The following is a 24,000-nucleotide window of genomic DNA, read 5'->3' as shown; positions in this document are numbered from 1 at the left end:
ACTGGTTGACCTACCTTTCTTTGTTCATTTGCCAGCTTAACAGCTTCCAATTTGAATTCTGCCGTATATTCTCTTGCTATTTCTAATCCTCCAAAATTTTATTTTACCCAAAAAAACTCCTTTCTTTCTCTCCACTTTTTCTGGGTAAGGTCAGTATGGGAAAAGGTGAAAGATGTACTAAAAAACCCAGAGATGATAAAAAAGGAATACCAACGTAGAGTATTAGAAAATAAAAATGATGAATCATCAGAGAAAAAGTTTGCAAGAAGAGAAAATCAAATAAAAGAAGGTATCGAAAAATTAATGGAAGATTATTATAGTCAAGAAAATGCAGGAGAGAAAGGATATATAAGCGAGGAAGAATTTAAACAGACAATGAGAAAAATGAAAGAACGCTTACAAGGGATAGAAGAAGAGAAAAAAAAGGTAGTTGATCAGAAGGCAGTAGAAAAAGGAATAAGTCTTATTATAAATAGCATAAAGAATTTTTATTCTAGTGTAAAATCGAACCTGGAACAGCTAGATTGGCAAACTAAGCGCGGCATTATTAAAGCATTAATAGGACAAATTAACATTGGTTGTGATCAGGTAGAAGTAGGATTTCAGATCGAAGAACCAGCACAGGATGGGGGAATTCTTAATTTGTATCATTGTACTACACATCATAATAAGGGGGTTGGCAAAATGTGTCAAGCAAGTTTTTTCGTTTCTATAAATCTGGATTTCAGCGTTATGCGCTGGAATGACAACGTGAGGTAAATTTTTCAACATCCCAAAATTACAGAATTCAGTCTGTTTAATTAAGTGTGAACTGTTACACGAAAATTTTGTAAACAGATTAATATACCCTGTTTTTGCTATTCATCTAAAAATGGAACCATAGAGTACGTTGAGGAGCGTAAGCAAATTTTAATGCAAAAATTACTATCAAAAAATAGATTATGCAAGAGGTCTAATTATTCTGCCGCAATTTTGCTCTATCACACTTGCCACATTTAATATTCCAGCTTCATCATAATAATTTCCAATCACTTGCAAGGCAAGTGGTAAACCCTCATTGGAGAGCCCAACAGGAACAGAAATAGCAGGCAATCCTGCCAGACTTGCCGGCACAGTAAACACATCATTGATGCACATAATTAGCGGATCTGGCTTTTCATTTAAGCCAAAAGCTTCTGTTGGAGCAGATGGCACAAGTATGTAATCTATTTTTTCAAACGCTTTTATAAAATCATTTCTGATTAATGCCCTGATACACTGTGCTTTTTCGTAATATTCATTGTAATGACCTGAGGAAAGCGCATAAGCGCCAATTAAAATTCTTCTTTTCACCTCTTTACCGAAACCTTCTGCTCTTGTTAGTGAATACATTTCTTCAAGGGTATCAGCATCAACCCTGAACCCATAACGCACACCGTCATAACGAGCAAGATTGGATGAAGTTTCAGCAGAACAAATTAAATAATAGACTGGTATTGCATATTTAGTATGTGGCAGAGTAACGTCAACAACTTCAGCGCCATTTTCTTTTAAATAGGAAGCAACTTTCTCCCAATTATGGACTATTTCCTCTGAAATTCCATCCATCCTATATTCTTTTGGTATACCAATACGCTTACCCTTGACATCACCATTTATAAAGCTAGAAAATTTAGGCACTGGCTTTTCGCTTGATATTGAATCTTTTGTATCATAGCCACAGATTGCTTCCAGCATTAATGCTGAATCAGAGACAGAACGAGTAATGACTCCTGCTTGATCTAGAGAACTCGCAAATGCAATCATACCAAAACGCGAGCATCTTCCATAAGTTGGCTTTATTCCAACCACTCCACAATAAGCTGCTGGTTGGCGCACAGATCCACCGGTGTCACTCCCTAGTGCTCCAGCGCATAAAAATCCAGCCACCGATGCTGCAGATCCACCAGATGATCCACCAGGAACAACTTTTTCCCCATCGCTTTTTCTAATCCACACATTTTCAACAGGGCCAAAATAGCTGTTTGTGTTCGCAGAACCCATAGCAAATTCATCCATATTAAGCTTACCGAGCATGGCTGCTCCACTTTTTAAAAGCAAGTCAGATACTGTAGATTCATAAGTCGGAACGAAATTTTCCAGCATTCTTGAGCATGCTGTTGTTTTTATTCCTTTTGTACAGAATAGATCTTTGATGCCAACTGGTACACCCATGAGCGGTGAGATTAAATCATCCTTTTGCCTAGAGAAACATTCATCTGCAGCTTTAGCAGCTTTCATTGCTATCTCTGGGGTTTTTGTTATAAATGCATTTAATTTCTCATTTTCAACCGCACTAATGTGCGCCTTTACAAGTTCAACGGCAGAAAAATTCCTTTTTCTGAGCCCGTCATGCATTTGTGTAATACTTAACTTCCTTAGTTCGTTCATTAATATTTAATTTTTAGCAAGACGTTAATTATAACATGGCACGATAAAAAATCCATACATTTATAGTGACAGCTAGAAATGTAGCTAAGGTAACTTAGATTCACCGACAATCGTCATCCCGCTACTTGTTAGCGGCTAAGAGATACCGCAGCGGTATGACGTAGAAGCTATACTTTTATACTCACCAACTCAGTATCCAATCCGGATTGTATCTTAAAAAGGTCAAAAGACTATAATAAGCAAAGGAGTGATACTGTGTCTGAGTGAAAATCGTTGAGATCCCAGTGTCTGCTGCTTGCATAGCATTTATTTACAAAAAAATAGTCATGCAAGAGACTTTGCTTGGATATTTGATATAATTTAGGTCTATTAAAGCAAAAAATACTAACATGAATGAAGTGATAACATTTGGTTGTCGTCTAAATTTTTACGAGAGCGAGTTAATCAAAGAAGCATTAAAAAAAGCAAAGAGAGAAAATGTTGTTGTGGTGCATAGCTGTGCAGTGACAAACGAAGCAGAACGTCAGGTAAAGCAAAAGATACGTAAGATTTACAAAAATGATCCAAATAAAGAAATTATCGTAGTTGGTTGTGCTGTTCAGTTGGATCCAGAAGTTTACAGTAGCATTCCTGGTGTAAGTAAAGTGCTCGGTAATCAAGATAAGCTAAAAGCTGAAAATTACTTACTAAATGACGATAAAATCTTGGTCAGTGATAACCAAGTAGAACCTGTTCTAATTAATGGATTTGAAGATAAGTCAAGGGCATTTATTGAAATTCAAAATGGTTGTAATCATAGCTGCACATTTTGTTCAATTACTGAGGCAAGAGGGAATAATCGATCTGTGCCAATAAACAGTATTATAGAGCAAATCAGGATCTTTGTAGAAAATGGATATCAAGAAGTAGTGTTTACAGGGGTTGATATTACTGACTTTGGTACAGATTTGTTGGGTAAGCCATCACTTGGTTCAATGATTAGGAGAGTTTTAAAGGATATACCAGAGTTGAAGAGGCTAAGACTTTCCTCTATCGATGTTGCTGAAGTTGACGACGAATTAATGGATTTAATAGCTAATGAGTCAAGACTTATGCCTCATTTACATTTGAGTCTACAATCTGGTAATAATTTAATACTAAAGAGAATGAAGCGTCGTCACAACAGAGAGCAAGTGATAGAATTTTATCATAAAATGAAGAGCTTGAGACCTAATATAGCATTTGGCGCTGATATTATTGCTGGATTTCCAACAGAAACTGATGAAATGTTTCAGGATACGGTTGATCTACTAAAAAAAATAAATGTAGTTTACCTACATGCTTTTCCATATTCAGAGCGGAAAAATACACCTGCTGCACGGATGCCGCAAATACCAGAAAATGTACGTAAAGAACGGGTAAAGCACCTAAGAGAGGTGAATAAGGAAATGATGAGCAGTTTTTATCAATCTTTGCTCAGCACCGAGCAAAGTGTTCTGGTTGAGCAAAATAATGTCGGTAGAGCAGAAAATTTTGCATTAATAAAGCTTGAATCAAAAGCTCAAGCCAAGAGTATTGTGAAAGTTAATGTTAAAGGAGTGGAAAATAATTATCTAATTGGAAATATTTTTTCTTAATTTTTGTACATTGAAGAAATATACGATATAGTAATTATACTGTAAATGATAATTGTGAATTCATTTATGATAACTAGAATATCTATTACTTTATTTTTGATTTTCATTTCATGTGTCTATTTTTTTATTACTTATATTAGTAATGATACACACATTGAGCAAGTACAACCCTTAAAATTAGAAACAGACAATAATAAAAGTGTGATACGTTCTGAGGAGGTTACTGCAAAAGAAATACCAATAAAATATCAAGAACTTGAAAGTAGTCCACCTTCTGTTTTCCAAGTAGCTGATCAGAAAAATATGTGGTCACGTATTGCAGATCAAGCTGAGCCTACAAAAGAAAAATCAAAAAAACTTGATTTTTATGTTAGCGCTAACGGTGGTAAGGTATACCATGATAATTCAGAAATATTTGTAAAGGGTATACAAGAAATAGGAAAAAGAGTCCTAACTTTAGTTGAAAGTCATTATGGTTTTATAATAAAAAATATAGTGGCAGATGAAATTAAAAGTATACAGCAATTTGATGGTAAAATTGATTTCCAGTGGTTTAGCAGCATGTCTTTAGGTTACTATGCTGGAGAAAATGGTAAAATTGATTTTGAAGCCGCGTATTCTATAGCCAATATTGAAGATAGTAATTCTCCTCCGGTATTTGATAAATCAGCAAGTATATTTGCGTTTTTGTTAAACTTCTATTATAATCCCAGCGTTCAGGATACACAATTTGCTCCGTACATCGGTCTTGGTATAGGACCAACAGTTTTTAGATTAAAAAGGATTAATGGGTCACCCCAAAATTCAATGCCACTGAATGTTCCTTGGTTTGCTTATCAAATAAAACTTGGTGTTGATTATTCAATAATCCCAGAAATCAAAACCTTTCTCGGCTATCGTTACTTTAGCGTTCCGATACCTGTTGCAGATGACATATCTACTCACAATATTGAAGTTGGTTTGATATTTAATTTTTAGTGATAATTTAATATATATATAAATTCTTATCTTTTCTATCTAACAAACCAAATGTTGGTACGATTGTTGCTTTTAAAAAAATGACAGTTTCTACTGTTCTAATATTATTCGCTAGCCTTTTTGATTTCTGATGCAATAAGCTTTGCTTATCTTCTCTATGTTCTATAAGCCCGCCGATTACCATAATTTCACCGCTCTTAATTTTTAACATAGAGTTCATTTCTCTGATTTCAACAATTGGAATGTCGCTATTTAATTTCATTTTACTCTGCTGTGCGACGTACTCTATATCTGGATCTTTAGTGTAGCCGTTAATTCTTGATAAAGTTGGATGTATATCCATGAATATTTCACTAGTATCAATGTTAATGCTTGGGTGGATTATTAGCACAACACCTATTGGGACGCTATTCATCTTGGTAATTAAGGTCTGATTAGAGTTTCTAGTATCTTTTTGTATATCGGAGGTAAAATAAATATGGTTTTTAGTAAATGAAATCATCGCTTGCTGATTATTTATAGCATGTACTCTGGGGCTTGAAATTACAGTTGAAGTGCCAAATTTGTCTAAATTTTTTACTAAATCTCCTAGATCATTTGCACCAAAGTTCATTGCTAGGTTAATAATGGAGTTATCTTGATTTATTATAGACTTAGTTCCATCTTGTAAGTCATTTAAGTTCATACCAGAAAGGTATTTGTCATCTAGCACAACTTCAACTATTTTTGCCTCTATCATTACTTGAGAAGACGCTAACTTCTTAACCTTATTAATATATTCTTCAACAGCTTTGTGGATATCTTTTCTAGCATTCAAAATAATAACACCAGCTTCTCTGTTGGATGAAAGGAATTCGCCATCATCCACCCCGTTAACATCCATTATTGCATTCAAGCCTTTTTCTAATGAATTCCATAAGTCACTACTGTATTGAGACTTCATAACATTGTTATAGTCCCTATCAACGTTACTTCCATCACTGTTAGTAATATTGTTATTAATGACGAAACTGCTTTGAGCAGAATGTTGAATATTGATGAAGTCTACGTAATAATTTTGTGCGTATGGCAAGTCCTGCTCAATTCTAATTACACCATTACTTGTTGAGTAACGCAGTTTGGCGCTATTTGCTATACTCTGAATTACTTCGTTTATATCCTTATCTTTTAGCTTTAAAATAATATTACCTGATATTTTTGGGTCCATATCCAAGTTAACGTCAGAAAGTTTTCCTATCTCAATCAGCAAATCCTTTACTGATACTTCTTCACTAACATTAATAGAAATAAGCTGATTACTGATTGTGAGATCGGGAAACTCTATTGGTAAAGGCATAATTTCTGGTATTGCCGGTTCATTAATCTCCAAAGAGGTGTTATATTGTTGCAACGGATAATCGTGCTTATAATTGTCTATGTTAATAGGATATTGCTTGGTAGGTAGATGTGTGCAAGAAATAATGAAGAGGAGTATTAAGCATTTAAAAATAGCCATTAGAACAGCATACAAAATCTATACTAATAGATTTCTATAAAAATATTAAAAATGTATTTAATCTCATTTTCATCGAGCAGATAATTGTCGTGTATTAGCTTTGGCTATGTATTTTTTGTATACTCTTCTTGTACTTAAATGTAGACCAGCATAGCCCTAATTTTTTTATATATTTTACTTCTTTCTCTGTATTTAATAATAGGCTTGAAAATAAATGGTAAGCCTATAATTGTTAAGCTTAGAGCTAGGGTTGAAAGTATACAACAGGCTTTGTGTTTACTATGTAGCTCTTTCAGGTAAAGCATCAAAAATCTACAAAATTTTTTGTAATTTTCTTCGATGTTTTTTTTGCTATGAGCCTTGCTAATGAACATATCTATTGCGGTATGACCGTTATTGCACTTAATGTTAAGGTCTGCACCTTTTTCTGTTAACAACTGAGCTATATCAAAATAATCCTTTTGAACAGCAAGATGTAGAGGTGCAAAACCTTGTTGCTCACAAATGTTCATATTGGCTCTAACTTCCAATAACATTTTCACAATTTGTGTATGGCCTTTTTTAACTGCGAGTAGCAAGGGAGTTCTGTTACATTTAGTAACAGCATTAACGTTTACCTTAAGCTTCAATAAGAGCTTAACTGTTTTAGTGTTACCATTATGGCTAGCTTTATGCAGCCTAGCGTTACCATTAAAATCTTGATCGTTTGCTTCTATTCCCTTTGAAACAAGAAATGTTACCATTTTTCTATTATTATGCTCAATAGCGCAATCTAACGCATCAAAACCATGGTTGTTTTTTGTGCAAAAAAACTCTTTAAGTTTAATTTTATCGTTACTTGCTTGCTGTTTTTTTGCAATAAGTTTTACTATTTGCATTTTGTTGTTATACGCTGCTAGGAAAAGCGTAGTGTTATTTTCTGCATCTTTGGCTTCTATATTTGCACCTTTCTTTATCAGATATTCTATAATTTCTGCTCTGCTGTCATAATGTGCGGTGCATTGATAAATGGTTAAAAACAAAGGAGTACGAAAATTGTTATCTTCACATTCGAGATTTGCTCCGCTATCAATTAAAATTTGAACACTTTTTTTAGAACCGTATAGTGAAGCTATATGAAGAGGAGTATAGCCCTCTTTGACATCTTTTTCATTAATTTTTGCGCCTTTTGTTATCAAAAAATCTATTAATTCCGTGTCATCTTGTAGTGCAGCAAGGTGCAGTGGAGTGAATCCATTTTTATCCTTGGAATTAATTGTCAGTTGGTTAACAAAAAGTTTAGCAACTTTCTTGTGTCCATGCATAATGGCGTAATGCAGAGGGTTTCTATTTTCGTTGTCTACGACATTGAAATCAGCTTCGTGCTCTAGTAATGACTTTACTCCAACTAAATCGCCTTCTTTTGTGAACTTATGCAAGAGAGTGATTCCACTTGCATCTTTTGAGTTAATATCAAATCCATTTTCTACTAATTGGTTTATATCTTCCTCACGCGCCATATCACTTAAATCTCTAATTAAACTCTTTTCGCGTTAATAATACTCCTACTTGATTAAGTTTAAATGAATCTGTGAGAAATGGCTAGTGCATTCTTGCATAACAAACTTTTGGCAGCGCATTGGATGAAACGAAAAACTTACTTGACAAACTCCGCCAGCCCTCTTATCATGAAACTGAAGCTATTTATTTATCTTCGCAACCTCTGCAGTGGATTAATGACAAAAAACTTAATGTATTTGGCGTAAATCATGCTTAATTTTTTGCACTATGTGCACCTCATGTCTTTATAAAACTTTTAGGTTTCTACCTATACAAGCCGAAACGCGCTTATAAAGTGTTTAAGACAGTAAAAGACGTCAAATAGACAAGGGAGAATTTGAATACTAGCTACCCTAGGGTTTCTTTGCCTTTTTTTTTATTTGGTAAATTTCTTAACATTTATAGCTAAACGACAACTGTCATTCCTGTAAAGGTCAAGTATCCCGCTACTTGTTAGCGGGATCTAGAGATACCGTGACGGTATGACGTAGGATTGCTGTCATTCTGCTACTTGTTAGCGGCTGAGATACCGCGAATGAATCGCGGCATGACGGTTCGCGGTGGCATGACGATAAGCTCGTCATCCCGCTACTTGTTAGCGGCTGAGATACCGCGAATGAATCGCGGTATGACGGTTAGCGGCGGCATGACGTAGGATTGCTGTCATTTCGCTACTTGTTAGCGGCTAAGAGATATCGCGGTGGTATAGCTATAAATTGTTGATATCTTTTTTATATCACATTTTTAACTTACAATAGTTAGCCAGCGTTCCTTACATTAACCAAATCTTTCAAATTCTGCACTCACCACTACCTATAACTCACTTTCACGCAATATTGATCGTTCTTAAAAAGCAATCTAACATTTTTTATTCCTTGATTGCGAAGCTTTGATGCAGCTGATTTAGCAGCCTGAGCACTTTTAAAAAATGCAACATATCCCTTACTTTCTGCACTGTCTTGTTTCGGATGACGTTTCTGCATTTCTTTTTCATATTGCTTTCTGTAATGAGGAGTATTTTGTATCAATTGTTCTGACATCTTTCTTAGGTATTGAACTTTTACTTTTGCAAGCCCAGATTTATGAAATCCTAAGACTTGAGCTGCTTTTTCTGATAAGTCTATTATTCTGCCTTCAATAAAAGGCCCTCTATCGTTAACCCTTGTAACAAGCTTTCTTCCATTTTCTAAATTAGTGACAAGAACAAAGCAGGGTAGGGGCAAAGTCTTATGTGCTGCAGAGATCAAGTGGCGGTTAAACACTTCACCATTTGCTGTAAGCGTGCCGTGATCTTCTATTCCATACCACGACGCTGTCCCTATCTCTTCATAGTGTTTACAGTTTTTTGGATAATAAGTTATACCATTTATTGTGTAGCTGCTGCCAATTTTGTAATGACCTGCAGTGCAATTAAACCTGTTGCTAAAACTGCAACTACTCATCAAAACGAATATTAGACATAGGAAGGCTAGGTTTTTTATCATTGTATTCGGTAAGAGGGTTCGATACTATGAGGATTTTAAATTATACTATAATAAATTTAGTAATGAGTAAACATCTACTGCTAAATATTAACAAAACTCAAGAAGGAATAATACATATTATTGGTATAGGTGGAATTGGAATGAGTGCCATTGCTGAAATTCTTCACAATTCCAATTGCAAAGTTCAAGGCAGTGATGCACAATCAAACGACAATATAAATAAGTTACAAAAGCTAGGTATAGAGGTTTATATTGGTCACAATGCTAATAATATAAGCCAAGCTCAAATAGTTGTACATTCTTCTGCAATAGAATCTGATAATGTGGAGTTAATTGCGGCAAAAAATAACAATAAAACCGTTTTGCATAGATCAGACATACTTGCTGAAATTATGAAAGGTAAATATGTGATAGCGGTTTCAGGTTCAAGCGGAAAGACAACAACAACAGCTATGATTGCTTCCATTTTTGATCATTCTAATATTGATGCAACTGTAATTGTAGGAGGAATACTAAATTCGTATCAGAGTAATTCAAAACTTGGAAAGAGTGATACTTTTCTGATCGAGGCTGATGAGTCTGATGGAACTATGCTAAAAATCCCTGCAAATATTGCTGTTATAACGAGTATTAACGACGATCATATGGATCATTATGGTACATTCGACAATATTAAAAATGCGTTTTTTCAGTTTATAAGCAAAGCAGATTTTGCAGTTTTGCCTGATTCTGTAGGCATTAATTATGATGCGAGTAATTCTATAACGTTTGGGTTTGAGAATGGTAGCATAAGAGCCAGCAACATCGAACAACATAATAACAGCATGGAATTTGATGTGTTGATTGACAATAACCACAGAATAAAAAACGTAGTACTATCAAACACAATAGGAATGCATAAAGTCAGTAACGCACTAACTGCAATATCAGTTGCGATAAAGCTCGGAATTAGCGATGCAGACATTAAAAAAGGCCTTTTTGAATTCAAAGGAGTAGCAAGAAGATTTTCTTTAATTGCCGATATTAAGGGTGTTAAGCTAATTGAGGATTATGCTCATCATCCAAACGAAATACAAGCAACTTTAACAGCAGCACGTTCGATTACTAAAGGAAAGATAATAGGAATTATCGAACCACTTCGTTTTGCTCGCATTCGTAATTTTTTTGATGAATTCATACGAATTTTCATGATGTTTGATTATGTCATCCTCACCCCTGTTCATCCCCCAGAAGACAAGCCCATTCCTGGTTGTGGAATTAATGATATACAAGAAGCTTTAATCAGTAATGGATTTAATAACACAAAAATTATGAATGATGCTTTGCTCATTTCACATTTTATTAGTGATTCGACAAGTCCAGGTGATATAGTATTATTTATTGGTGCTGGTAGTAATATAGCTAAATTGGCAAAAGAAACTGCAGCACTTATTGCAGAAGTTAAGGTTTAATGCGATGAATAAGATAATCAACAACGTATTTGCAAGAGAAATTTTAGATAGCAGAGGTTATCCCACTGTTGAGGTAGAGATTGAGCTCTGTGATGGAGCAATAGGCAGGGCATCTGTACCTTCTGGAGCTTCAACTGGTAAATTAGAAGCCTTGGAACTCAGGGACCAAGATGAAAAAAGGTATTGTGGTAAAGGAGTGCTGAAAGCTGTTCAAGCTGTAAATGGGATAATAGCAGATGAAATCATTGGAATGAATGCAGCGGACCAAAATGCAATTGATGAAGCATTAATTGAACTAGATGGAACAAAAAACAAATCTAAACTTGGAGCAAATGCAACTTTGGGTGTGTCTCTTGCGGTTGCAAAAGCAGCAGCAAACAGTTTTAAAGTGCCGCTCTACAGATATTTGGGGGGAGAGCAGACGAGTGTTATGCCGGTTCCACTCATTAACATAATTAATGGCGGAGTACATGCAGACAATAAGCTCGATTTTCAAGAATTCATGATTCTTCCGGTCGGGGCTGAGACTTTCAGTGAAGCAATCAGAATGTCTGCGGAGGTGTTCCACAACTTACGTAGCATTCTTAAGAAAAAAGGTTATAGCACAAACGTAGGAGATGAAGGCGGTTTTGCACCAAATATTGAAAGTACTGAAGAAGCACTTGATTTGATCATATACGCTATAGAATCAGCAGGTTATTCAGCGCAAAGTGATTTTGCACTGGGCCTTGATGTTGCTTCATCTACTTTTTGTCACAACAAAATTTACAAGTTTGAAAATAAAGAGCTTACTTCAAAAGAATTGACTGAATACTATTGTGACCTTGTGGAAAAATATCCAATAATTTCTATAGAAGATGCAATGAGTGAAGACGACTATGAAGGCTGGAAATTGCTTACTGCAAAACTAGGGAATAAAATTCAATTGGTCGGGGATGATTTGTTTGTTACAAATTGTGAACTGATATGCAAAGGAATAGAGGAAAAAATGGCAAACGCTGTACTGATCAAGCCAAATCAAATAGGGACGTTAACAGAAACGTTTAATGCAATTGAAATGGCAAAATCAAATGGCTATAAAGCTGTTATTTCTCACCGCTCAGGTGAAACAGAAGATACAACAATATCCCACATAGCAGTTGCATCAAATTGTGGGCAAATAAAAACCGGGTCGCTATCGCGTTCTGATAGACTCGCGAAGTATAACGAGCTAATGAGAATAGAAAGCACGTTAGGAAAGGATGCTAAATATTATCGTGGGTTAGCATGGGTTTTATAGACGAAGTAAAATTGTGTTTAAAAGCCGGTGACGGTGGTGATGGCTGTGCAAGTTTTCGTCGAGAAAAGTTCGTTGAATTTGGTGGTCCAAATGGTGGTAATGGAGGAAAGGGTGGAAACATAGTTTTCATCAGCGACGCTAATCTCAACACTTTGCTTCATTTTCGTTATAGAAGACACATTAAAGCAGATAGTGGAAAAAATGGTGCAGGCAGGGATAGATCTGGCACAGCAGGGAAAGACGTTATACTTAAAGTTCCAGTCGGTGCACAAATAATCGATGAAGAAAGTGAAGAGATAATAGTCGATCTTGACAAGCCTGGTATGGAATTTCAAGTAGCACAGGGTGGAAAAGGTGGACTTGGAAATACTAATTTTAAATCTTCTACTAATAAGGCACCAAGACATTTTACTTACGGTCAGCCTGGCGAAGAAAAACATGTATTATTAAAACTAAAAGTTTTATCAGATGTTGGAATTATTGGCATGCCAAACGCAGGTAAATCAAAATTTTTGACTCGCTGCTCAAATTCCGATACAAAAGTAGGCGATTATCCATTTACCACCGTAAGACCTCATTTAGGCATGGTAAAAGTGGATGATAGCGAAGTTGTAATAGCAGATATTCCTGGAATAATTACTGATGCTCACCTTGGAGTTGGGCTCGGGCATAAATTTTTAAAGCACATAGAAAGGTGTCAAATTTTACTTCATTTAATCGATGTAACTCACGATGACGTTGTTTCGGCTTATAGTTGTATCCATAATGAATTGGAACTTTACAATAGTGATCTTGTTGAAAAAGAAGAGATTGTAGTATTAAACAAATGCGACTTATTGAGGGAAGCAGAAATTCTGGAAAAGAAGAATCACCTAGCTAATTATCTCAATAAAGAAGTGCTGTGCTTATCAATTAATGGTGATTTACAGCCTATTTTAAGATTATTAAGTGAAAAATTGAAAAAGAGTAATTCTAAGGAAATCGATGTATATGATCCTTTTAAGATGTGAATTTCATTTATTTTATCATATAACTAGAATATATTTGTACGAACATTTGTTTTTGTTAAACACAACAAATCCCAGTGTCAGCTACTTGCATCTACCACACAACTGTACGAACATTGCAATTTGCAGGCAATTTGCGTGGCAGATGGTGTCATCCCAGTGCCCAGACACTTGGATCCAGCCTTTTCATAATCATCAAAACGTTGTATTTTAACATAAAACGGCTACTTTTATGCTTACCAACTTAATAAAATTTCTGGATCCAAGTGTCAAGCACTGTGATGACATCATAGGGGCGCTGGGATGACACCCTCCTGCTAGACAATGTTCGTACAGTTGTACATCTACCATGCAAGTTACCTGAAAATTGCAATGTTCGTACACTTGACTACTTGGATCTAGTATGATTTAATTAACCAAGAAGTAGGCATGAAAAAATTATGTAATGAACCAGTTTGCATAACACCAGGAGGAAAATATGGATAGAAAGACGAGAATAGAATCAGACAGCTTAGGGGAAGTAAAAGTACCAAGTGAACATTACTGGGGAGCGCAGACTCAGCGTTCTTTAGAAAATTTTAAGATTGGCACAGAAAAAATGCCAGAGCCTCTGATTAAAGCATTAGCAATAGTAAAACTTGCAGCAGCACATGTTAACATGAAGCAGGGTAGCATAGATAATAAGGTAGGGGACGCAATCTGCGCAGCCGCAAAGGAAGTAATAGATGGCAAATTTAATAATGAATTTCCGCTTGTTGTTTGGCAAACCGGATCCGGAACGCAGACTAATATGAATATGAATGAAGTGATCAGCAATCGTGCAATAGAGATTTTAGGTGGTAATTTGGGTAGTAAATCTCCAATACATCCAAATGATCATGTGAATTATGGTCAGTCGTCAAATGACACCTTTCCAACAGCAATGCATATAGCAGCAGCAGACCAGATAAACCGCTTGCTTATTCCAAATCTTGAAAAATTGCATAAGGTGCTGGATAATAAGGTTCAGGAATTTAAAGATATAATAAAAGTAGGACGTACTCATCTGCAAGATGCAACGCCCCTAACACTAGGACAGGAGTTCTCTGGCTATGCAGTCCAGATTAAAAAGGGGATAGAAAGAGTAAAATCAACTTTAAGTGATATATATGAGCTTGCACAAGGTGGCACTGCAGTTGGCACGGGACTCAATACTAAAAAGGGTTTTGCTGAAGATTTTTCAAGCCAAGTTGCAGAAATTACTAACCTTCCATTTACTTCAGCAGGCAATAAATTTGAAGCGCTAGCAGCAAATGATGCTTTAGTTGAGCTCAGTGGAACACTCAATACAGTAGCAGTCAGTTTAATGAAAATTGCAAATGATATAAGGTTGCTTGGTTCTGGTCCAAGATGCGGAATTGGGGAAATAATGTTACCGGAAAATGAGCCTGGTTCTTCAATTATGCCAGGTAAAGTGAATCCAACTCAGTGTGAAGCGGTGACTATGGTATGCACTCAAGTTATGGGAAATCATGTTGCTGTAACCATTAGTGGTTCAAACGGTCATTTTGAATTGAATGTGTTTAAGCCAGTGATAATTTACAATGTTTTGCAGTCTATAAGACTTTTAGCTGATGCAAGTTTAAATTTTACAGAAAAATGTGTAATTGGTATTAAAGCAAATGAAGAGAGGATAAAAGATTTACTGAATCAGTCGTTGATGTTGGTCACTATATTAAATACGCATATAGGGTACGACAATGCAGCAAAAATAGCGAAGCTTGCTTATAAAGAAAATATCACTCTAAAAGAAGCAGCAGCAAAACTTCAACTGCTCACTGAGGAAGAGTTTGAAAGGATAGTGAAACCAGAAGAAATGGTAAATTATTTGTAACCGCTCACACTTAATTCTTCAATTTCACTAATAGAAAGGCCAGTAAACTTGACAATAGTGTTAACATCAACATTATTATCTTGCTTTGTCTACCTTATTTTGCCGCTCCCCTGAACGGATACGGTTTAAGACATAAGATCCTTTTTCATAGCAATACTACGTTATCCAGCGTCTGGGCACTGGTTTCTTGGTACTTATTCCGCAATAATTTTTTTTTCCTTCAATAAACTTTGCAGTTCGCCTTTTTCGTACATCTCGCGAGTGATGTCGCAACCACCAATAAACTCTTCCTTTATATATAATTGTGGAATTGTTGGCCAATCAGAAAACTTTTTTATAGATTCACGTATTTCATCATTCTCCAACACGTTAATATACTTAAACTTCACGTTCAATTTTTTTAGGATTGACACGACGAGTCCAGAGAATCCGCATTGAGGAAAATCAGAAGTGCCTTTCATATACAATACCACATCATTTTCTGTTATATCTTTTTTTATTTGTTCAAAATTGCTCATAAATTCACCTTATTTTAAAGTATTAGTTTCCAGTTGCAAGGCGTGTATAGACTGACCTTCCAGAGCTTTATATACCATTTTATGCTGTTCTATTTTTGTCTTTCCAAGAAAACACTTGGAGTTTATTTTTAAATGATAATGGTCATCATCTCCAGCAAGATCATGAATCTTTATATCAGCGTCGGGGAACGATTGTTTGATGATCCTCTCTAATTCGTGAATTGCAATAGTCATTGATTTGCTTTAAATTACAATACTTTCATTATAAATCTAAAACGATTGAGCGCAATAAAAAGTTGCTATCATAAAAAATAGAAGCATACTATAATAATGGAATGACAAGTTATGCAGGGAGGCTTTGTGGTGGGCGAAAGATTTAAATTCACATATCTTTGGTTTTGCTAACTTTTTCATTTAGGTGCTTATCTTACGATGATAAAATAAATAACTTAGAGAATGTTTACATCAAAGCTAACTATTTTGGAGCATTCTTCAATGCAATAGGTTCTCTAGAAGGAAAAGAAGATGCAGGTGACAATATAACAGAGGGGGTTTTTAGTTTTAATAAGAAGGAGCGAATTGAAGCTGGATACAGTCCTAAATATGTTCCAGGGTTTGCCGGTAGTGCTGCAATAGGGTATTTATTCAAAAATATGAGAGTTGAGTTTGAAGGCTTATATTCTCAGACTAACTTGTATGATGAAGATTATTCAGATAAGAAAAAAGCAAGATATATTGAACTTCGTCGTCACAATGATGCGTCTACTGGAGCGGAATGCAATTCACCTTGGAGAAGTGGAAAGGTTGATATTCACATTCAAGAAAATTGTAGTGTTGAAGCAGAGTTCAGAGCTGCATTTAAGATGAAAAATGAAGGTTTTAATAACTTAGCTGGAATGGTCAATGTATATCGTGATTTTAATATAGCAAAAATGCCATTCACCCCATATGTTGGTATTGGTGCAGGTGTAACTAGGGTTAAATTTCTAGGAAAAACCAGATATGCCTTGGCTTACCAAGCAAAACTTGGTATCAATCACCAACTTACAGCACAAACTCAAGCATTTGCTGGTTTACGCTATTTTGGTATCCTTGATAACCAATTTAAAGATATTGTACCAGGAATAAAGATACTAGCTGGTGAAGGATATATTCCTGCCGGTGGAGGAAGTAAAGTTGATGAAACTGCACGTGTTGAATCAACAACTGCAACCATTACCAATAGGTTTGGCATATATGGCTTAGAGTTTGGGTTGGTTTATCACTTTTAACTTTATCCAATAAATTACATATGTGAAGATAGTAAATTCAGCGTACTGAGAACATTAGAAAGACGAGATTTTAATTGATTTTCATATTTACTCCAATCTTGTATTGCCTTTCTTGCAACACCTGAATCAACTGCGGCTTTTGCAACAGCAGGAGCTACTATAGAAATTAATCTTGGGTCAAATGGAGTAGGTATTATATATTCACGTCCATAGCCCATTTTACGACCGCCATAGACTGCAGATATCTCACCTGGTACTGGCTCACGGGCAAGCTTTGCTATTGCATCTGCAGCTGCAATTTTCATTTCATCATTTATTGTTGTTGCATGTACATCAAGTGCCCCTCTAAATATATAAGGAAAACCCATTACGTTGTTGACTTGGTTGTTGTAATCTGACCTACCAGTTGCAATTATTGCATCTGGCCTCACAGATTTTGCAAACTCAGGCCTTACTTCTGGATCGGGATTGGCAAGAGCAAAAATAATCGGGTCTTTGCCCATACTCTTTAACATCTCTTCATTTAACACATCTTTTGCAGATAGTCCGATGAATACATCAGCGCCTTTTATTGTATCAAGTAGAGAACGTTCGGAAGTATCAATTGCATATTTTTCCTTCCACTCATTCATGTCCTCGTTTCTACCTTTGTATATTACTCCTTGCTTATCACACAGCACTATATTTTTAGCGCCCATGGACTTTAGTATTTCTAAACATGCAATACCGGCTGCTCCAGCACCATTCATAATGATCTTAACGTCCTCTAATTTCTTTCCGACAATATCAAGAGCATTTTCTATACCAGCTGCAACAACCACTGCAGTTCCATGCTGGTCATCATGGAACACTGGAATATCCATCAGTTCATTCAGACGTTTCTCTATTATAAAACAATCGGGAGATCTTATATCCTCTAAATTTATCCCCCCCCAACTTGGCCCAAGGTACCTTACTGCATTGATAAAATCTTCTATATTTTCTGTACCAACTTCTATATCAACTGCATCAATATCAGCAAAACGCTTAAATAAAACAGCTTTGCCTTCCATGACAGGTTTTGCAGCAAGAGGACCGATATTACCAAGTCCAAGCACTGCAGTGCCATTTGAAATGACAGCAACACAGTTGCTTTTTGCCGTATAATCATAAACAACCTCAGGATTTTTAGCTATTTCAAGGCACGGAGCTGCAACGCCAGGGGAATAAGCAAGTGACAAATCATACTGGGTAGATAAAGGTTTTGTTGGCATGATTGAAATTTTACCAGGTTTACCACCTCTACTGTGATAATTAAGTGCCTCTTGTTTTGTGGTACTATCTAAATCATCGTTCATCATTACATCCTTATATTTTAAGCTTGTATTTTTTAAGTATATGGAGTTTTTATAAATGTTCAATTGTAAACTATTAGCTTGTGAACTCTGGTGTACTTCTGTATAAGTTTACCTACTACGTAGAATGGTATTACATGCTTAAGAAAAACGTGCCTAATTTGCTTACAATTTCTCGTGCGCTTGCAGTACCAGCAATAATATTAAGTTTTTATATAGAAAATAAATATGCAGGCCTGATAACAATATCAATCTTTGTATTTGCGTGCATTACGGATTTTTTTGATGGTTACTTGGCGCGTGCGTGGAAAGTCCAATCAAAATTTGGCAAGCTATTTGATCCAATTGCTGATAAATTAATAGTGGTTTCAACGATAATTATGCTAGTTTATAAGCAGAAGATAAATGATTTTACAATAGTACCATCGATTATCATCATCTGTAGGGAGATATTAGTCTCGGGTTTGCGGGAGTTTTTGATAGCTACAAATGTTAGTCTACCTGTAAGCAAAGCTGGCAAAATTAAAACATTTTTGCAGATGGTTGCTGTAGTAGCGCTAATAATGAACGATTATTATATGATTCAATATACAGGTGCGATTTGTTTATGGGTTGCAGCTATTGTAACTGTGTGGTCAGGCTATAATTATATCCTAGCCGGCATCAAACAGATTGGTTAAATCTCCTAGGAAATAGTTAATAGACAAGAGTAGTTAATATCTTAGTGATATTGACTCAGAAAGCAAAAAGGTGTATAATTATATTAACTTACAACTAATTAGGTTAATATTATGAAAATACCTAGTGGCAAATTTTCTTCTACTAAAAAGGTTCCAGGAAAGAATAAGAAAAAAAGAGATTTTGAACCATTAGAAGAGTTTTTTTGGGATTTTTGGCCAACAGTTGATAAAGAAGTCAAAAGAGAAAGGCTAGAACAAGAACTATTAGCACTAAAAAAAAGAGAGCTATATAGAAAATGTGCATCATTGGCAACAATGGTCCCATTTACATTGCTGATGGCGATTGAACTGGAAAAAACATATAGCGATCAGGTATTACTTGGCGTGATAAGTGGCGCGCTAAGCCACACTATATTACCTTTTACAGTCTTATCTCTTATTTGTACGCTATATTTAATTTACAATAATAGGAAGATAGCACAAAAAGAACGAGAGTTGGAGATTATTGAAAATGGAAAGGAAGTAAAGGAAAAAGAGCACAATATTTCTGATATAGGTCAGTGTTTGATCTATATTGAGGCTATAACAACTGCACTGGTTATTGTAGGTATGATAATGGGTGAAACATCTTCACTTGAAGCAGCAGAGGATGCAATTTTATTTCTTGCCAATGCAATTGCTTTTCTTGCAACTCTTGTTTCTTATATTGATAAGCATGAAAAAAATAAGAAAAAGGAAACAGAAAAGTCTGATCTTGATGAGAAATCTAGCAAGAAAACTAGCAATATATCTGTAGCCGGATTGGCGCTTGCTGGTTCTTCTGTATTTTTAATAAGAAGGATAATGTTAATAGCATTAGCATCGTCCTTAAATCCTGCTGTTGGACCTACTTTAGGCTTGATAGGTATTGCAATTTTTATGGCTGTACAGGTCTTAACTATACATTCCTACAGTAAGACGCTGAAAGATCCAAAAGTGGAAGGACGAGGTGAATCAAGAAATGCAGGTAGTTCTGACCGTAGTTATAAAGAAGAAGGACCGGCTATTACCTAAGAAATTTATTTATTTAAGTAATATTTAGGTCTATACTTTATTTTGATCGAAAAAAATCTTATGTATAAGACTTTAATCACGTGCTTTATTTTTCTAATTTGCTCCTTTACACAATCGTATGCGAATGATCTTGAAAAAACTGAAACTGAACTATATGAAGAAGCAGTTGAACTTTTTGACCAGAAAAAATATAAACAAGCTATTAGGGCATTTCATAAGATAGAGGATTTGTATCCTTTGTCTTATTGGGCAATGAAAGCGAAATTATTATCTGGGGTTTCTCACTATAATATGGGTAACTATAGCAGTGCTGCAAGTGATATGGCTGATTATATATATGTTTATTCAAATGGTGAAGATTTACCATATGTATACTACTTAAGGGTATTATCTTATTACATGCAAATTAATAAAGTGCAACTTGGACAGCAAACTGCATATAAAACTTTAGAGCTAGCCACTGAGTACATTAATCTCTTTCCAGGCAGCGAATATGTAGACGAGATAAAGGAAAGAGCAAAATTAATCACAGAACATATATCAACAAAAGAGTATTCTATCGGTAAATTTTACCTGAGGCGTGGTGAATATTTAGCAGCAATTAAGCGTTTCCAGAATATGGCAAGCTATAAGGATTCTAAATATTTTTCTAAGTCTATTAACTATTTAATAGCAGCCCATTCAGCTATTGGCCTTGACTTAGAAGCTGAGCAGTATGAAAGTATGTTATTAGCAGAAAACCTGCAAGATGCCAAGCCGGAGGCTTGAAAATTTGCTTTAGCTTTTTCTATGCTTTGATATATAATTAGGTTTTTAACTATTTGAATATGGCTGGTCATTCACAATTTTCAAATATAAAACATCGGAAAGGCGCTCAGGATGCAAAGCGCTCTCAAAAATTTACGAAGATGATTAGAGAAATAACAGTTGCTGCAAAGCAAGGGCTGCCCGATCCCGAACTCAACCCGCGCCTTCGCTCTGCTATATTTGCTGCACGCAAGGAAAATCTACCAAAAGATAAAATAGAAACAGCAATAAAAAATGCAACTGGTAACGTTGCTGGAGAAAATTACGAGGAAATACAATATGAAGGTCATGGGCCTTCTGGCACTGCACTCATTGTCCATGCCTTGACTAATAACCGCAACCGTACTGCTTCTGAGGTACGTTATATCTTTTCTCGTAAAGGTGGAAATTTAGGAGAAACAGGAAGTGTTAGTTACCTTTTCGATCATGTAGGCTTAATCGTCTATAAAGCAGAGGGTGTGAATTTTGATGATTTATTCAGTCATGGAATCGAATTAGAAGTATTGAATGTTGAGGAAAATGACAAAAAAGGATTACACGTTATAACTTGTGAAATAAAAGATTTTGGTAAAGTACGCGATGCCTTTTATGCAAAATTCGGAGAACCAGAACTTGCTCGTCTTTCATGGCAGCCAAAAGATCTGATTGAAATTAGCGATAAAGAGTTGATTGATAAATTATCTGCATTGGTTGAAGAATTAGAAGATAATGATGATGTACAGTATGTGGAAGGTAATTTTACTTTTGTTGATGCTGTTTAAATGATGAAGCTGATTGTATTTATGCTGCTCTTTATCTTACCGTTATATACCGCTGAAACATCAACAGATCTTGCACAGCCATTCCAGCATGGAATCAGAAAAAAAAAAGCTACTTTGACGACAGAAAGTGATAGAAAGTTGTTATTCATATCCAGTACCATAAAATCTTCCTTTTTTGCCACGGAAGGGTTGGCGCCAAATACAGTGGTGAAATTGATCAACATATATAAAGATTTCGGTGTTGATTTTAAAAAAGACATTGTGCCGAAGAGTAAATTGGAGGTTCTTTTTGAGAGATTGCCTAATAATCAGAAGACTGAAGAAAAAATTTTATATGCTTCACTGACAATAAACAAGAAAGCTATTAGTTTATATCATTATAAATCGCAAGACGGCAAAGAAAGGTATTTTAATAAAGAAGGAATAAGCTTAAAAAATGGCGAAATTTTTGCAAATCCTTTAAATGGAGATTATCGCATATCCTCAAAATTTGGCAATAGAAAGCACCCTATTCGCGGTAAAATTGTTTTTCACAAAGGAGTGGATTATGCAGCTAAACTTGGCACTCCCATATACGCTGCTGCAGAGGGTGTGATAGAATATATAGGAAAGAATGGTGGCTATGGAAATTACATCAAAATAAAACACAAAAATGAATATTCAACCTGTTACGCGCATATAAGTAGATTTAGTGGCGATATAAAGTTAGGCTCTAAAGTAAAGCAGGGGCAGATCATCGCTTATGTTGGTAGCACTGGTGTTGCAACAGGACCCCATTTACATTACGAAGTTATATATAATGGCAAACACATTGATCCGCTTACGATAGCACATAAAACTGAAGTAAAATTGCCTGATCATGAATTAAGAGAGTTTAAACTATTTGTAAATAAGATAAACAAAACGATCAACAGAGAGAGTTCAAGTGAAAAAGAAGTTTAAAGACAATATGGATAAGAATACGATAAACGATAGAAATTTGAGTCAAATTCGGGCTTTTCCTGTACTAATAGCGCTAGGATTAATTTTATCGCTGCTTTTTTTGGCATATGACAGCACAATTGCACTTGGAGTTGCTGCCGTTTCAATTTTGACTTTTCTTCAAGGATTTTTTATTAATGACCCTAATGAAGCAAGAGTGATAGAATTTTTTGGTCATTATATTGGAACTTATTTTAAGTCTGGAATATGTGTAACGCTTCCCTTTTCAAGCAAATATATAGTTTCCCTAAAATTTCAAAATATCAACACAGAAAAAATAAAAGTGAATGATGCCAATGGAAGTCCAATAGAGATTTCTGCAGTAATTGTTTGGAGAGTAAACAGCCCTGCAAAGGCGTATTATAATGTTAACAACTATCACGAATTTGTTTTTGTGCAAAGTGATTCAGTAATAAGAGAATTAGCAAGCAATTATCCGTATGATAGCGAAAGCGATGAGGAATCTTTACGTAAAAATTCTGATAAAATTTCAGATGAATTGCGGTCAATGTTACAACAAAGATTAGATATTGCAGGAATTGAGATTACAGAAGCAAGAATATCGCATTTGGCGTATTCGTCCGAGATTGCACAAGCAATGTTAAGGCGTCAACAAGCACATGCTATCACTTCGGCAAGAAGGCATATAGTGCAAAATGCAATAGGAATTGTCGAGGAAGTAATAGCTCATTTTGAAAAAAATAAAAGCTTACAATTAGATGGCAAGCAAAAGGTTCAATTGATAAATAATTTGTTGGTTGCCCTAATCTCTGAGCAAGATGCACAACCGACGATTAGTTTAGATAATAATTAGCTTAGGTATACTTTTAATTCTTTTTGGTTGATAGGCCAAACTATGTTATTATTATAATTTAGTAAAGAAATTTAAGATTATCAACATTTTAAGCTTGATATAGCTAATGCAAGTCAGGTTTCCCTCGTCATACTGCCGCGAACCGTCATACCGCGATTCATTCGCGGTATCTCTTAGCTGCTAACACGTAGTGGGATGACAAATTGCTTAACCGTCATACCGCCACGAACCGTCATACCGCCGCGGCGCTAACAAGAGATCCCGCTAACACGTAGCGGGATGACGAGCTTATCGTCACGCCGCCGCGAACCGTCATACCGCGATTCATTCGCGGTATCTCTAGATCCCGCTAACAAGCAGCGGGATGACGAATTACTTAACCATCATTACACCGTCATACCGCGATTCATTCGCGGTATCTCTTAACATAGATCCCCTACTATACCTTAACATAGATCCCGCTAACAAGTAGCGGAATGACAACAATCCTACGTCATACCACCGCGGCGCTAACAAGAGATCCCGCTAACAAGCAGCGGGATGACGGTTGTCGTTTAGCCATAAACATTAAGGAATTTACCAAATGAAAAAAAAGGCAAAAGAAGCCCTGGGGTTATTATCTGCTTTAAAATATTGGCGTTTTTTATGTT

25 protein-coding genes are annotated in these 24,000 nt (G+C 35.6%); 17 read left to right on the top strand and 8 right to left on the bottom strand.

Features of this window, described 5'->3' with window-relative positions:
* The first annotated feature begins 165 nt into the window (after positions 1 to 165).
* The gene (locus WOCAOBSORBRA_RS01490; RefSeq protein WP_244226866.1) at positions 166 to 759 is read left to right on the top strand and encodes a hypothetical protein; all 594 of its coding nucleotides are present in this window, start codon (positions 166 to 168) and stop codon (positions 757 to 759) included.
* Positions 760 to 939: 180 nt separating this feature from the next.
* Here the strand turns inward: WOCAOBSORBRA_RS01490 and gatA are convergent, their stop codons facing one another.
* Complete coding sequence (gene gatA, locus WOCAOBSORBRA_RS01485; RefSeq protein WP_174515746.1) at positions 940 to 2,409, bottom strand: Asp-tRNA(Asn)/Glu-tRNA(Gln) amidotransferase subunit GatA; 1,470 nt, start codon at positions 2,407 to 2,409, stop codon at positions 940 to 942.
* A gap of 389 nt (positions 2,410 to 2,798) precedes the next feature.
* Between gatA and mtaB the strand changes: the two genes are divergently transcribed.
* A complete protein-coding gene (mtaB, locus tag WOCAOBSORBRA_RS01480) occupies positions 2,799 to 4,025 on the top strand; it encodes a tRNA (N(6)-L-threonylcarbamoyladenosine(37)-C(2))-methylthiotransferase MtaB (RefSeq protein WP_174515745.1) in 1,227 nt (408 codons plus the stop codon).
* A gap of 66 nt (positions 4,026 to 4,091) precedes the next feature.
* Positions 4,092 to 5,003: an outer membrane protein gene (locus WOCAOBSORBRA_RS01475; RefSeq protein ID WP_070357048.1), complete on the top strand. Its 912-nt coding sequence runs from the start codon at positions 4,092 to 4,094 to the stop codon at positions 5,001 to 5,003.
* Between the two features lie 7 nt (positions 5,004 to 5,010).
* Here the strand turns inward: WOCAOBSORBRA_RS01475 and WOCAOBSORBRA_RS01470 are convergent, their stop codons facing one another.
* The gene (locus WOCAOBSORBRA_RS01470; RefSeq protein ID WP_015588942.1) at positions 5,011 to 6,498 is read right to left on the bottom strand and encodes a type II secretion system protein GspD; all 1,488 of its coding nucleotides are present in this window, start codon (positions 6,496 to 6,498) and stop codon (positions 5,011 to 5,013) included.
* A 134-nt stretch (positions 6,499 to 6,632) separates the two neighbouring features.
* The gene (locus tag WOCAOBSORBRA_RS01465) at positions 6,633 to 7,997 is read right to left on the bottom strand and encodes an ankyrin repeat domain-containing protein (protein WP_155968480.1); all 1,365 of its coding nucleotides are present in this window, start codon (positions 7,995 to 7,997) and stop codon (positions 6,633 to 6,635) included.
* A gap of 551 nt (positions 7,998 to 8,548) precedes the next feature.
* Here WOCAOBSORBRA_RS01465 and WOCAOBSORBRA_RS01460 point away from each other — a divergent pair.
* The gene (locus WOCAOBSORBRA_RS01460) at positions 8,549 to 8,692 is read left to right on the top strand and encodes a hypothetical protein (RefSeq protein WP_174515743.1); all 144 of its coding nucleotides are present in this window, start codon (positions 8,549 to 8,551) and stop codon (positions 8,690 to 8,692) included.
* A gap of 154 nt (positions 8,693 to 8,846) precedes the next feature.
* Here WOCAOBSORBRA_RS01460 and WOCAOBSORBRA_RS01455 read toward each other — a convergent pair whose 3' ends face one another.
* Entirely contained in the window at positions 8,847 to 9,521 is a 675-nt protein-coding gene (locus WOCAOBSORBRA_RS01455) for a septal ring lytic transglycosylase RlpA family protein (protein WP_155968478.1), read from the bottom strand.
* Between the two features lie 26 nt (positions 9,522 to 9,547).
* On the opposite strand from WOCAOBSORBRA_RS01455, the gene murC reads away from it, so the two are divergent.
* Genes murC through WOCAOBSORBRA_RS01435 form a run of 4 tightly spaced genes read left to right on the top strand, consistent with a single transcriptional unit; the run spans position 9,548 to position 13,472 of the window.
* The gene (gene murC, locus WOCAOBSORBRA_RS01450; protein ID WP_174515742.1) at positions 9,548 to 10,972 is read left to right on the top strand and encodes a UDP-N-acetylmuramate--L-alanine ligase; all 1,425 of its coding nucleotides are present in this window, start codon (positions 9,548 to 9,550) and stop codon (positions 10,970 to 10,972) included.
* A 4-nt stretch (positions 10,973 to 10,976) separates the two neighbouring features.
* Positions 10,977 to 12,251: a phosphopyruvate hydratase gene (gene eno, locus WOCAOBSORBRA_RS01445; protein ID WP_155968474.1), complete on the top strand. Its 1,275-nt coding sequence runs from the start codon at positions 10,977 to 10,979 to the stop codon at positions 12,249 to 12,251.
* Entirely contained in the window at positions 12,239 to 13,261 is a 1,023-nt protein-coding gene (cgtA, locus tag WOCAOBSORBRA_RS01440; protein WP_174515741.1) for an Obg family GTPase CgtA, read from the top strand. Before eno ends, cgtA begins: the two co-directional genes overlap by 13 nt.
* Before the next feature lie 52 nt (positions 13,262 to 13,313).
* Complete coding sequence (locus WOCAOBSORBRA_RS01435; protein WP_174515740.1) at positions 13,314 to 13,472, top strand: hypothetical protein; 159 nt, start codon at positions 13,314 to 13,316, stop codon at positions 13,470 to 13,472.
* Here WOCAOBSORBRA_RS01435 and WOCAOBSORBRA_RS01430 read toward each other — a convergent pair.
* On the bottom strand, positions 13,469 to 13,609 hold the full coding sequence (locus WOCAOBSORBRA_RS01430; protein ID WP_153296801.1) for a hypothetical protein: 141 nt from the start codon (positions 13,607 to 13,609) through the stop codon (positions 13,469 to 13,471). The two genes, WOCAOBSORBRA_RS01435 and WOCAOBSORBRA_RS01430, sit on opposite strands and share 4 nt — an antisense overlap.
* A 127-nt stretch (positions 13,610 to 13,736) precedes the next feature.
* On the opposite strand from WOCAOBSORBRA_RS01430, the gene fumC reads away from it, so the two are divergent.
* Positions 13,737 to 15,131, top strand: a complete 1,395-nt coding sequence (gene fumC, locus WOCAOBSORBRA_RS01425) for a class II fumarate hydratase (protein ID WP_155968531.1) — start codon at positions 13,737 to 13,739, stop codon at positions 15,129 to 15,131.
* A 194-nt stretch (positions 15,132 to 15,325) separates the two neighbouring features.
* Here the strand turns inward: fumC and grxD are convergent, their stop codons facing one another.
* Positions 15,326 to 15,649: a Grx4 family monothiol glutaredoxin gene (gene grxD / locus WOCAOBSORBRA_RS01420; RefSeq protein ID WP_006280013.1), complete on the bottom strand. Its 324-nt coding sequence runs from the start codon at positions 15,647 to 15,649 to the stop codon at positions 15,326 to 15,328.
* Positions 15,650 to 15,658: 9 nt separating this feature from the next.
* Positions 15,659 to 15,883 carry a BolA/IbaG family iron-sulfur metabolism protein gene (locus WOCAOBSORBRA_RS01415; protein WP_015588949.1) on the bottom strand — a complete coding sequence of 75 codons (225 nt, stop codon included), beginning with the start codon at positions 15,881 to 15,883 and terminating at the stop codon, positions 15,659 to 15,661.
* A 164-nt stretch (positions 15,884 to 16,047) separates the two neighbouring features.
* On the opposite strand from WOCAOBSORBRA_RS01415, the gene WOCAOBSORBRA_RS01410 reads away from it, so the two are divergent.
* The gene (locus WOCAOBSORBRA_RS01410; protein ID WP_080717615.1) at positions 16,048 to 16,920 is read left to right on the top strand and encodes a P44/Msp2 family outer membrane protein; all 873 of its coding nucleotides are present in this window, start codon (positions 16,048 to 16,050) and stop codon (positions 16,918 to 16,920) included.
* A gap of 14 nt (positions 16,921 to 16,934) precedes the next feature.
* On the opposite strand, the gene WOCAOBSORBRA_RS01405 is transcribed toward WOCAOBSORBRA_RS01410, so the two are convergent.
* On the bottom strand, positions 16,935 to 18,257 hold the full coding sequence (locus WOCAOBSORBRA_RS01405) for a malic enzyme-like NAD(P)-binding protein (protein ID WP_155969552.1): 1,323 nt from the start codon (positions 18,255 to 18,257) through the stop codon (positions 16,935 to 16,937).
* 134 nt (positions 18,258 to 18,391) lie between these two features.
* Here WOCAOBSORBRA_RS01405 and pgsA point away from each other — a divergent pair, with 134 nt between their 5' ends.
* The 7 genes from pgsA to WOCAOBSORBRA_RS01370 all read left to right on the top strand — a co-directional run bounded on the left by pgsA (position 18,392) and on the right by WOCAOBSORBRA_RS01370 (position 23,776).
* Positions 18,392 to 18,934, top strand: coding sequence for a CDP-diacylglycerol--glycerol-3-phosphate 3-phosphatidyltransferase (gene pgsA, locus WOCAOBSORBRA_RS01400; RefSeq protein ID WP_155968529.1), 543 nt, complete (start codon positions 18,392 to 18,394; stop codon positions 18,932 to 18,934).
* A 111-nt stretch (positions 18,935 to 19,045) separates the two neighbouring features.
* On the top strand, positions 19,046 to 19,987 hold the full coding sequence (locus tag WOCAOBSORBRA_RS01395; protein ID WP_174515739.1) for a hypothetical protein: 942 nt from the start codon (positions 19,046 to 19,048) through the stop codon (positions 19,985 to 19,987).
* 60 nt (positions 19,988 to 20,047) lie between these two features.
* Positions 20,048 to 20,755, top strand: coding sequence for an outer membrane protein assembly factor BamD (locus WOCAOBSORBRA_RS01390; RefSeq protein WP_174515738.1), 708 nt, complete (start codon positions 20,048 to 20,050; stop codon positions 20,753 to 20,755).
* A 59-nt stretch (positions 20,756 to 20,814) separates the two neighbouring features.
* Entirely contained in the window at positions 20,815 to 21,555 is a 741-nt protein-coding gene (locus WOCAOBSORBRA_RS01385) for a YebC/PmpR family DNA-binding transcriptional regulator (RefSeq protein WP_174515737.1), read from the top strand.
* Positions 21,556 to 21,558: 3 nt separating this feature from the next.
* Positions 21,559 to 22,497: a M23 family metallopeptidase gene (locus tag WOCAOBSORBRA_RS01380; protein ID WP_174515748.1), complete on the top strand. Its 939-nt coding sequence runs from the start codon at positions 21,559 to 21,561 to the stop codon at positions 22,495 to 22,497.
* Positions 22,498 to 22,504: 7 nt separating this feature from the next.
* Positions 22,505 to 23,350, top strand: a complete 846-nt coding sequence (locus tag WOCAOBSORBRA_RS01375; protein ID WP_174515747.1) for an SPFH domain-containing protein — start codon at positions 22,505 to 22,507, stop codon at positions 23,348 to 23,350.
* Positions 23,351 to 23,629: 279 nt separating this feature from the next.
* Positions 23,630 to 23,776, top strand: a complete 147-nt coding sequence (locus WOCAOBSORBRA_RS01370; RefSeq protein ID WP_174515736.1) for a hypothetical protein — start codon at positions 23,630 to 23,632, stop codon at positions 23,774 to 23,776.
* Positions 23,777 to 24,000 lie beyond the last annotated feature (224 nt).

The organism is Wolbachia endosymbiont of Cardiocondyla obscurior, assembly GCF_902713635.1.
Classification (GTDB): Bacteria; Pseudomonadota; Alphaproteobacteria; order Rickettsiales; family Anaplasmataceae; genus Wolbachia; species Wolbachia pipientis.
The sequence above is the reverse complement of the archived record's forward strand: the minus strand, read 5'-3'. Positions and strand labels throughout refer to the sequence as shown.

Bases quoted from the DNA above. Each gene is read 5' to 3' on its own strand.
- WOCAOBSORBRA_RS01380 (WP_174515748.1), top strand. From the start codon at position 21,559: ATGAAGCTGATTGTATTTATGCTGCTCTTTATCTTACCGTTATATACC.
- gatA (WP_174515746.1), bottom strand. From the start codon at position 2,409: ATGAACGAACTAAGGAAGTTAAGTATTACACAAATGCATGACGGGCTC.
- WOCAOBSORBRA_RS01375 (WP_174515747.1), top strand. From the start codon at position 22,505: ATGGATAAGAATACGATAAACGATAGAAATTTGAGTCAAATTCGGGCT.
- WOCAOBSORBRA_RS01390 (WP_174515738.1), top strand. From the start codon at position 20,048: ATGTATAAGACTTTAATCACGTGCTTTATTTTTCTAATTTGCTCCTTT.
- WOCAOBSORBRA_RS01455 (WP_155968478.1), bottom strand. From the start codon at position 9,521: ATGATAAAAAACCTAGCCTTCCTATGTCTAATATTCGTTTTGATGAGT.
- grxD (WP_006280013.1), bottom strand. From the start codon at position 15,649: ATGAGCAATTTTGAACAAATAAAAAAAGATATAACAGAAAATGATGTG.
- WOCAOBSORBRA_RS01415 (WP_015588949.1), bottom strand. From the start codon at position 15,883: ATGACTATTGCAATTCACGAATTAGAGAGGATCATCAAACAATCGTTC.
- pgsA (WP_155968529.1), top strand. From the start codon at position 18,392: ATGCTTAAGAAAAACGTGCCTAATTTGCTTACAATTTCTCGTGCGCTT.
- WOCAOBSORBRA_RS01395 (WP_174515739.1), top strand. From the start codon at position 19,046: ATGAAAATACCTAGTGGCAAATTTTCTTCTACTAAAAAGGTTCCAGGA.
- cgtA (WP_174515741.1), top strand. From the start codon at position 12,239: ATGGGTTTTATAGACGAAGTAAAATTGTGTTTAAAAGCCGGTGACGGT.
- murC (WP_174515742.1), top strand. From the start codon at position 9,548: ATGAGGATTTTAAATTATACTATAATAAATTTAGTAATGAGTAAACAT.
- mtaB (WP_174515745.1), top strand. From the start codon at position 2,799: ATGAATGAAGTGATAACATTTGGTTGTCGTCTAAATTTTTACGAGAGC.
- WOCAOBSORBRA_RS01475 (WP_070357048.1), top strand. From the start codon at position 4,092: ATGATAACTAGAATATCTATTACTTTATTTTTGATTTTCATTTCATGT.
- WOCAOBSORBRA_RS01385 (WP_174515737.1), top strand. From the start codon at position 20,815: ATGGCTGGTCATTCACAATTTTCAAATATAAAACATCGGAAAGGCGCT.
- WOCAOBSORBRA_RS01465 (WP_155968480.1), bottom strand. From the start codon at position 7,997: ATGGCGCGTGAGGAAGATATAAACCAATTAGTAGAAAATGGATTTGAT.
- WOCAOBSORBRA_RS01370 (WP_174515736.1), top strand. From the start codon at position 23,630: ATGACGAGCTTATCGTCACGCCGCCGCGAACCGTCATACCGCGATTCA.
- WOCAOBSORBRA_RS01470 (WP_015588942.1), bottom strand. From the start codon at position 6,498: ATGGCTATTTTTAAATGCTTAATACTCCTCTTCATTATTTCTTGCACA.
- fumC (WP_155968531.1), top strand. From the start codon at position 13,737: ATGGATAGAAAGACGAGAATAGAATCAGACAGCTTAGGGGAAGTAAAA.
- WOCAOBSORBRA_RS01405 (WP_155969552.1), bottom strand. From the start codon at position 18,257: ATGAACGATGATTTAGATAGTACCACAAAACAAGAGGCACTTAATTAT.
- WOCAOBSORBRA_RS01430 (WP_153296801.1), bottom strand. From the start codon at position 13,609: ATGGTAGATGTACAACTGTACGAACATTGTCTAGCAGGAGGGTGTCAT.
- eno (WP_155968474.1), top strand. From the start codon at position 10,977: ATGAATAAGATAATCAACAACGTATTTGCAAGAGAAATTTTAGATAGC.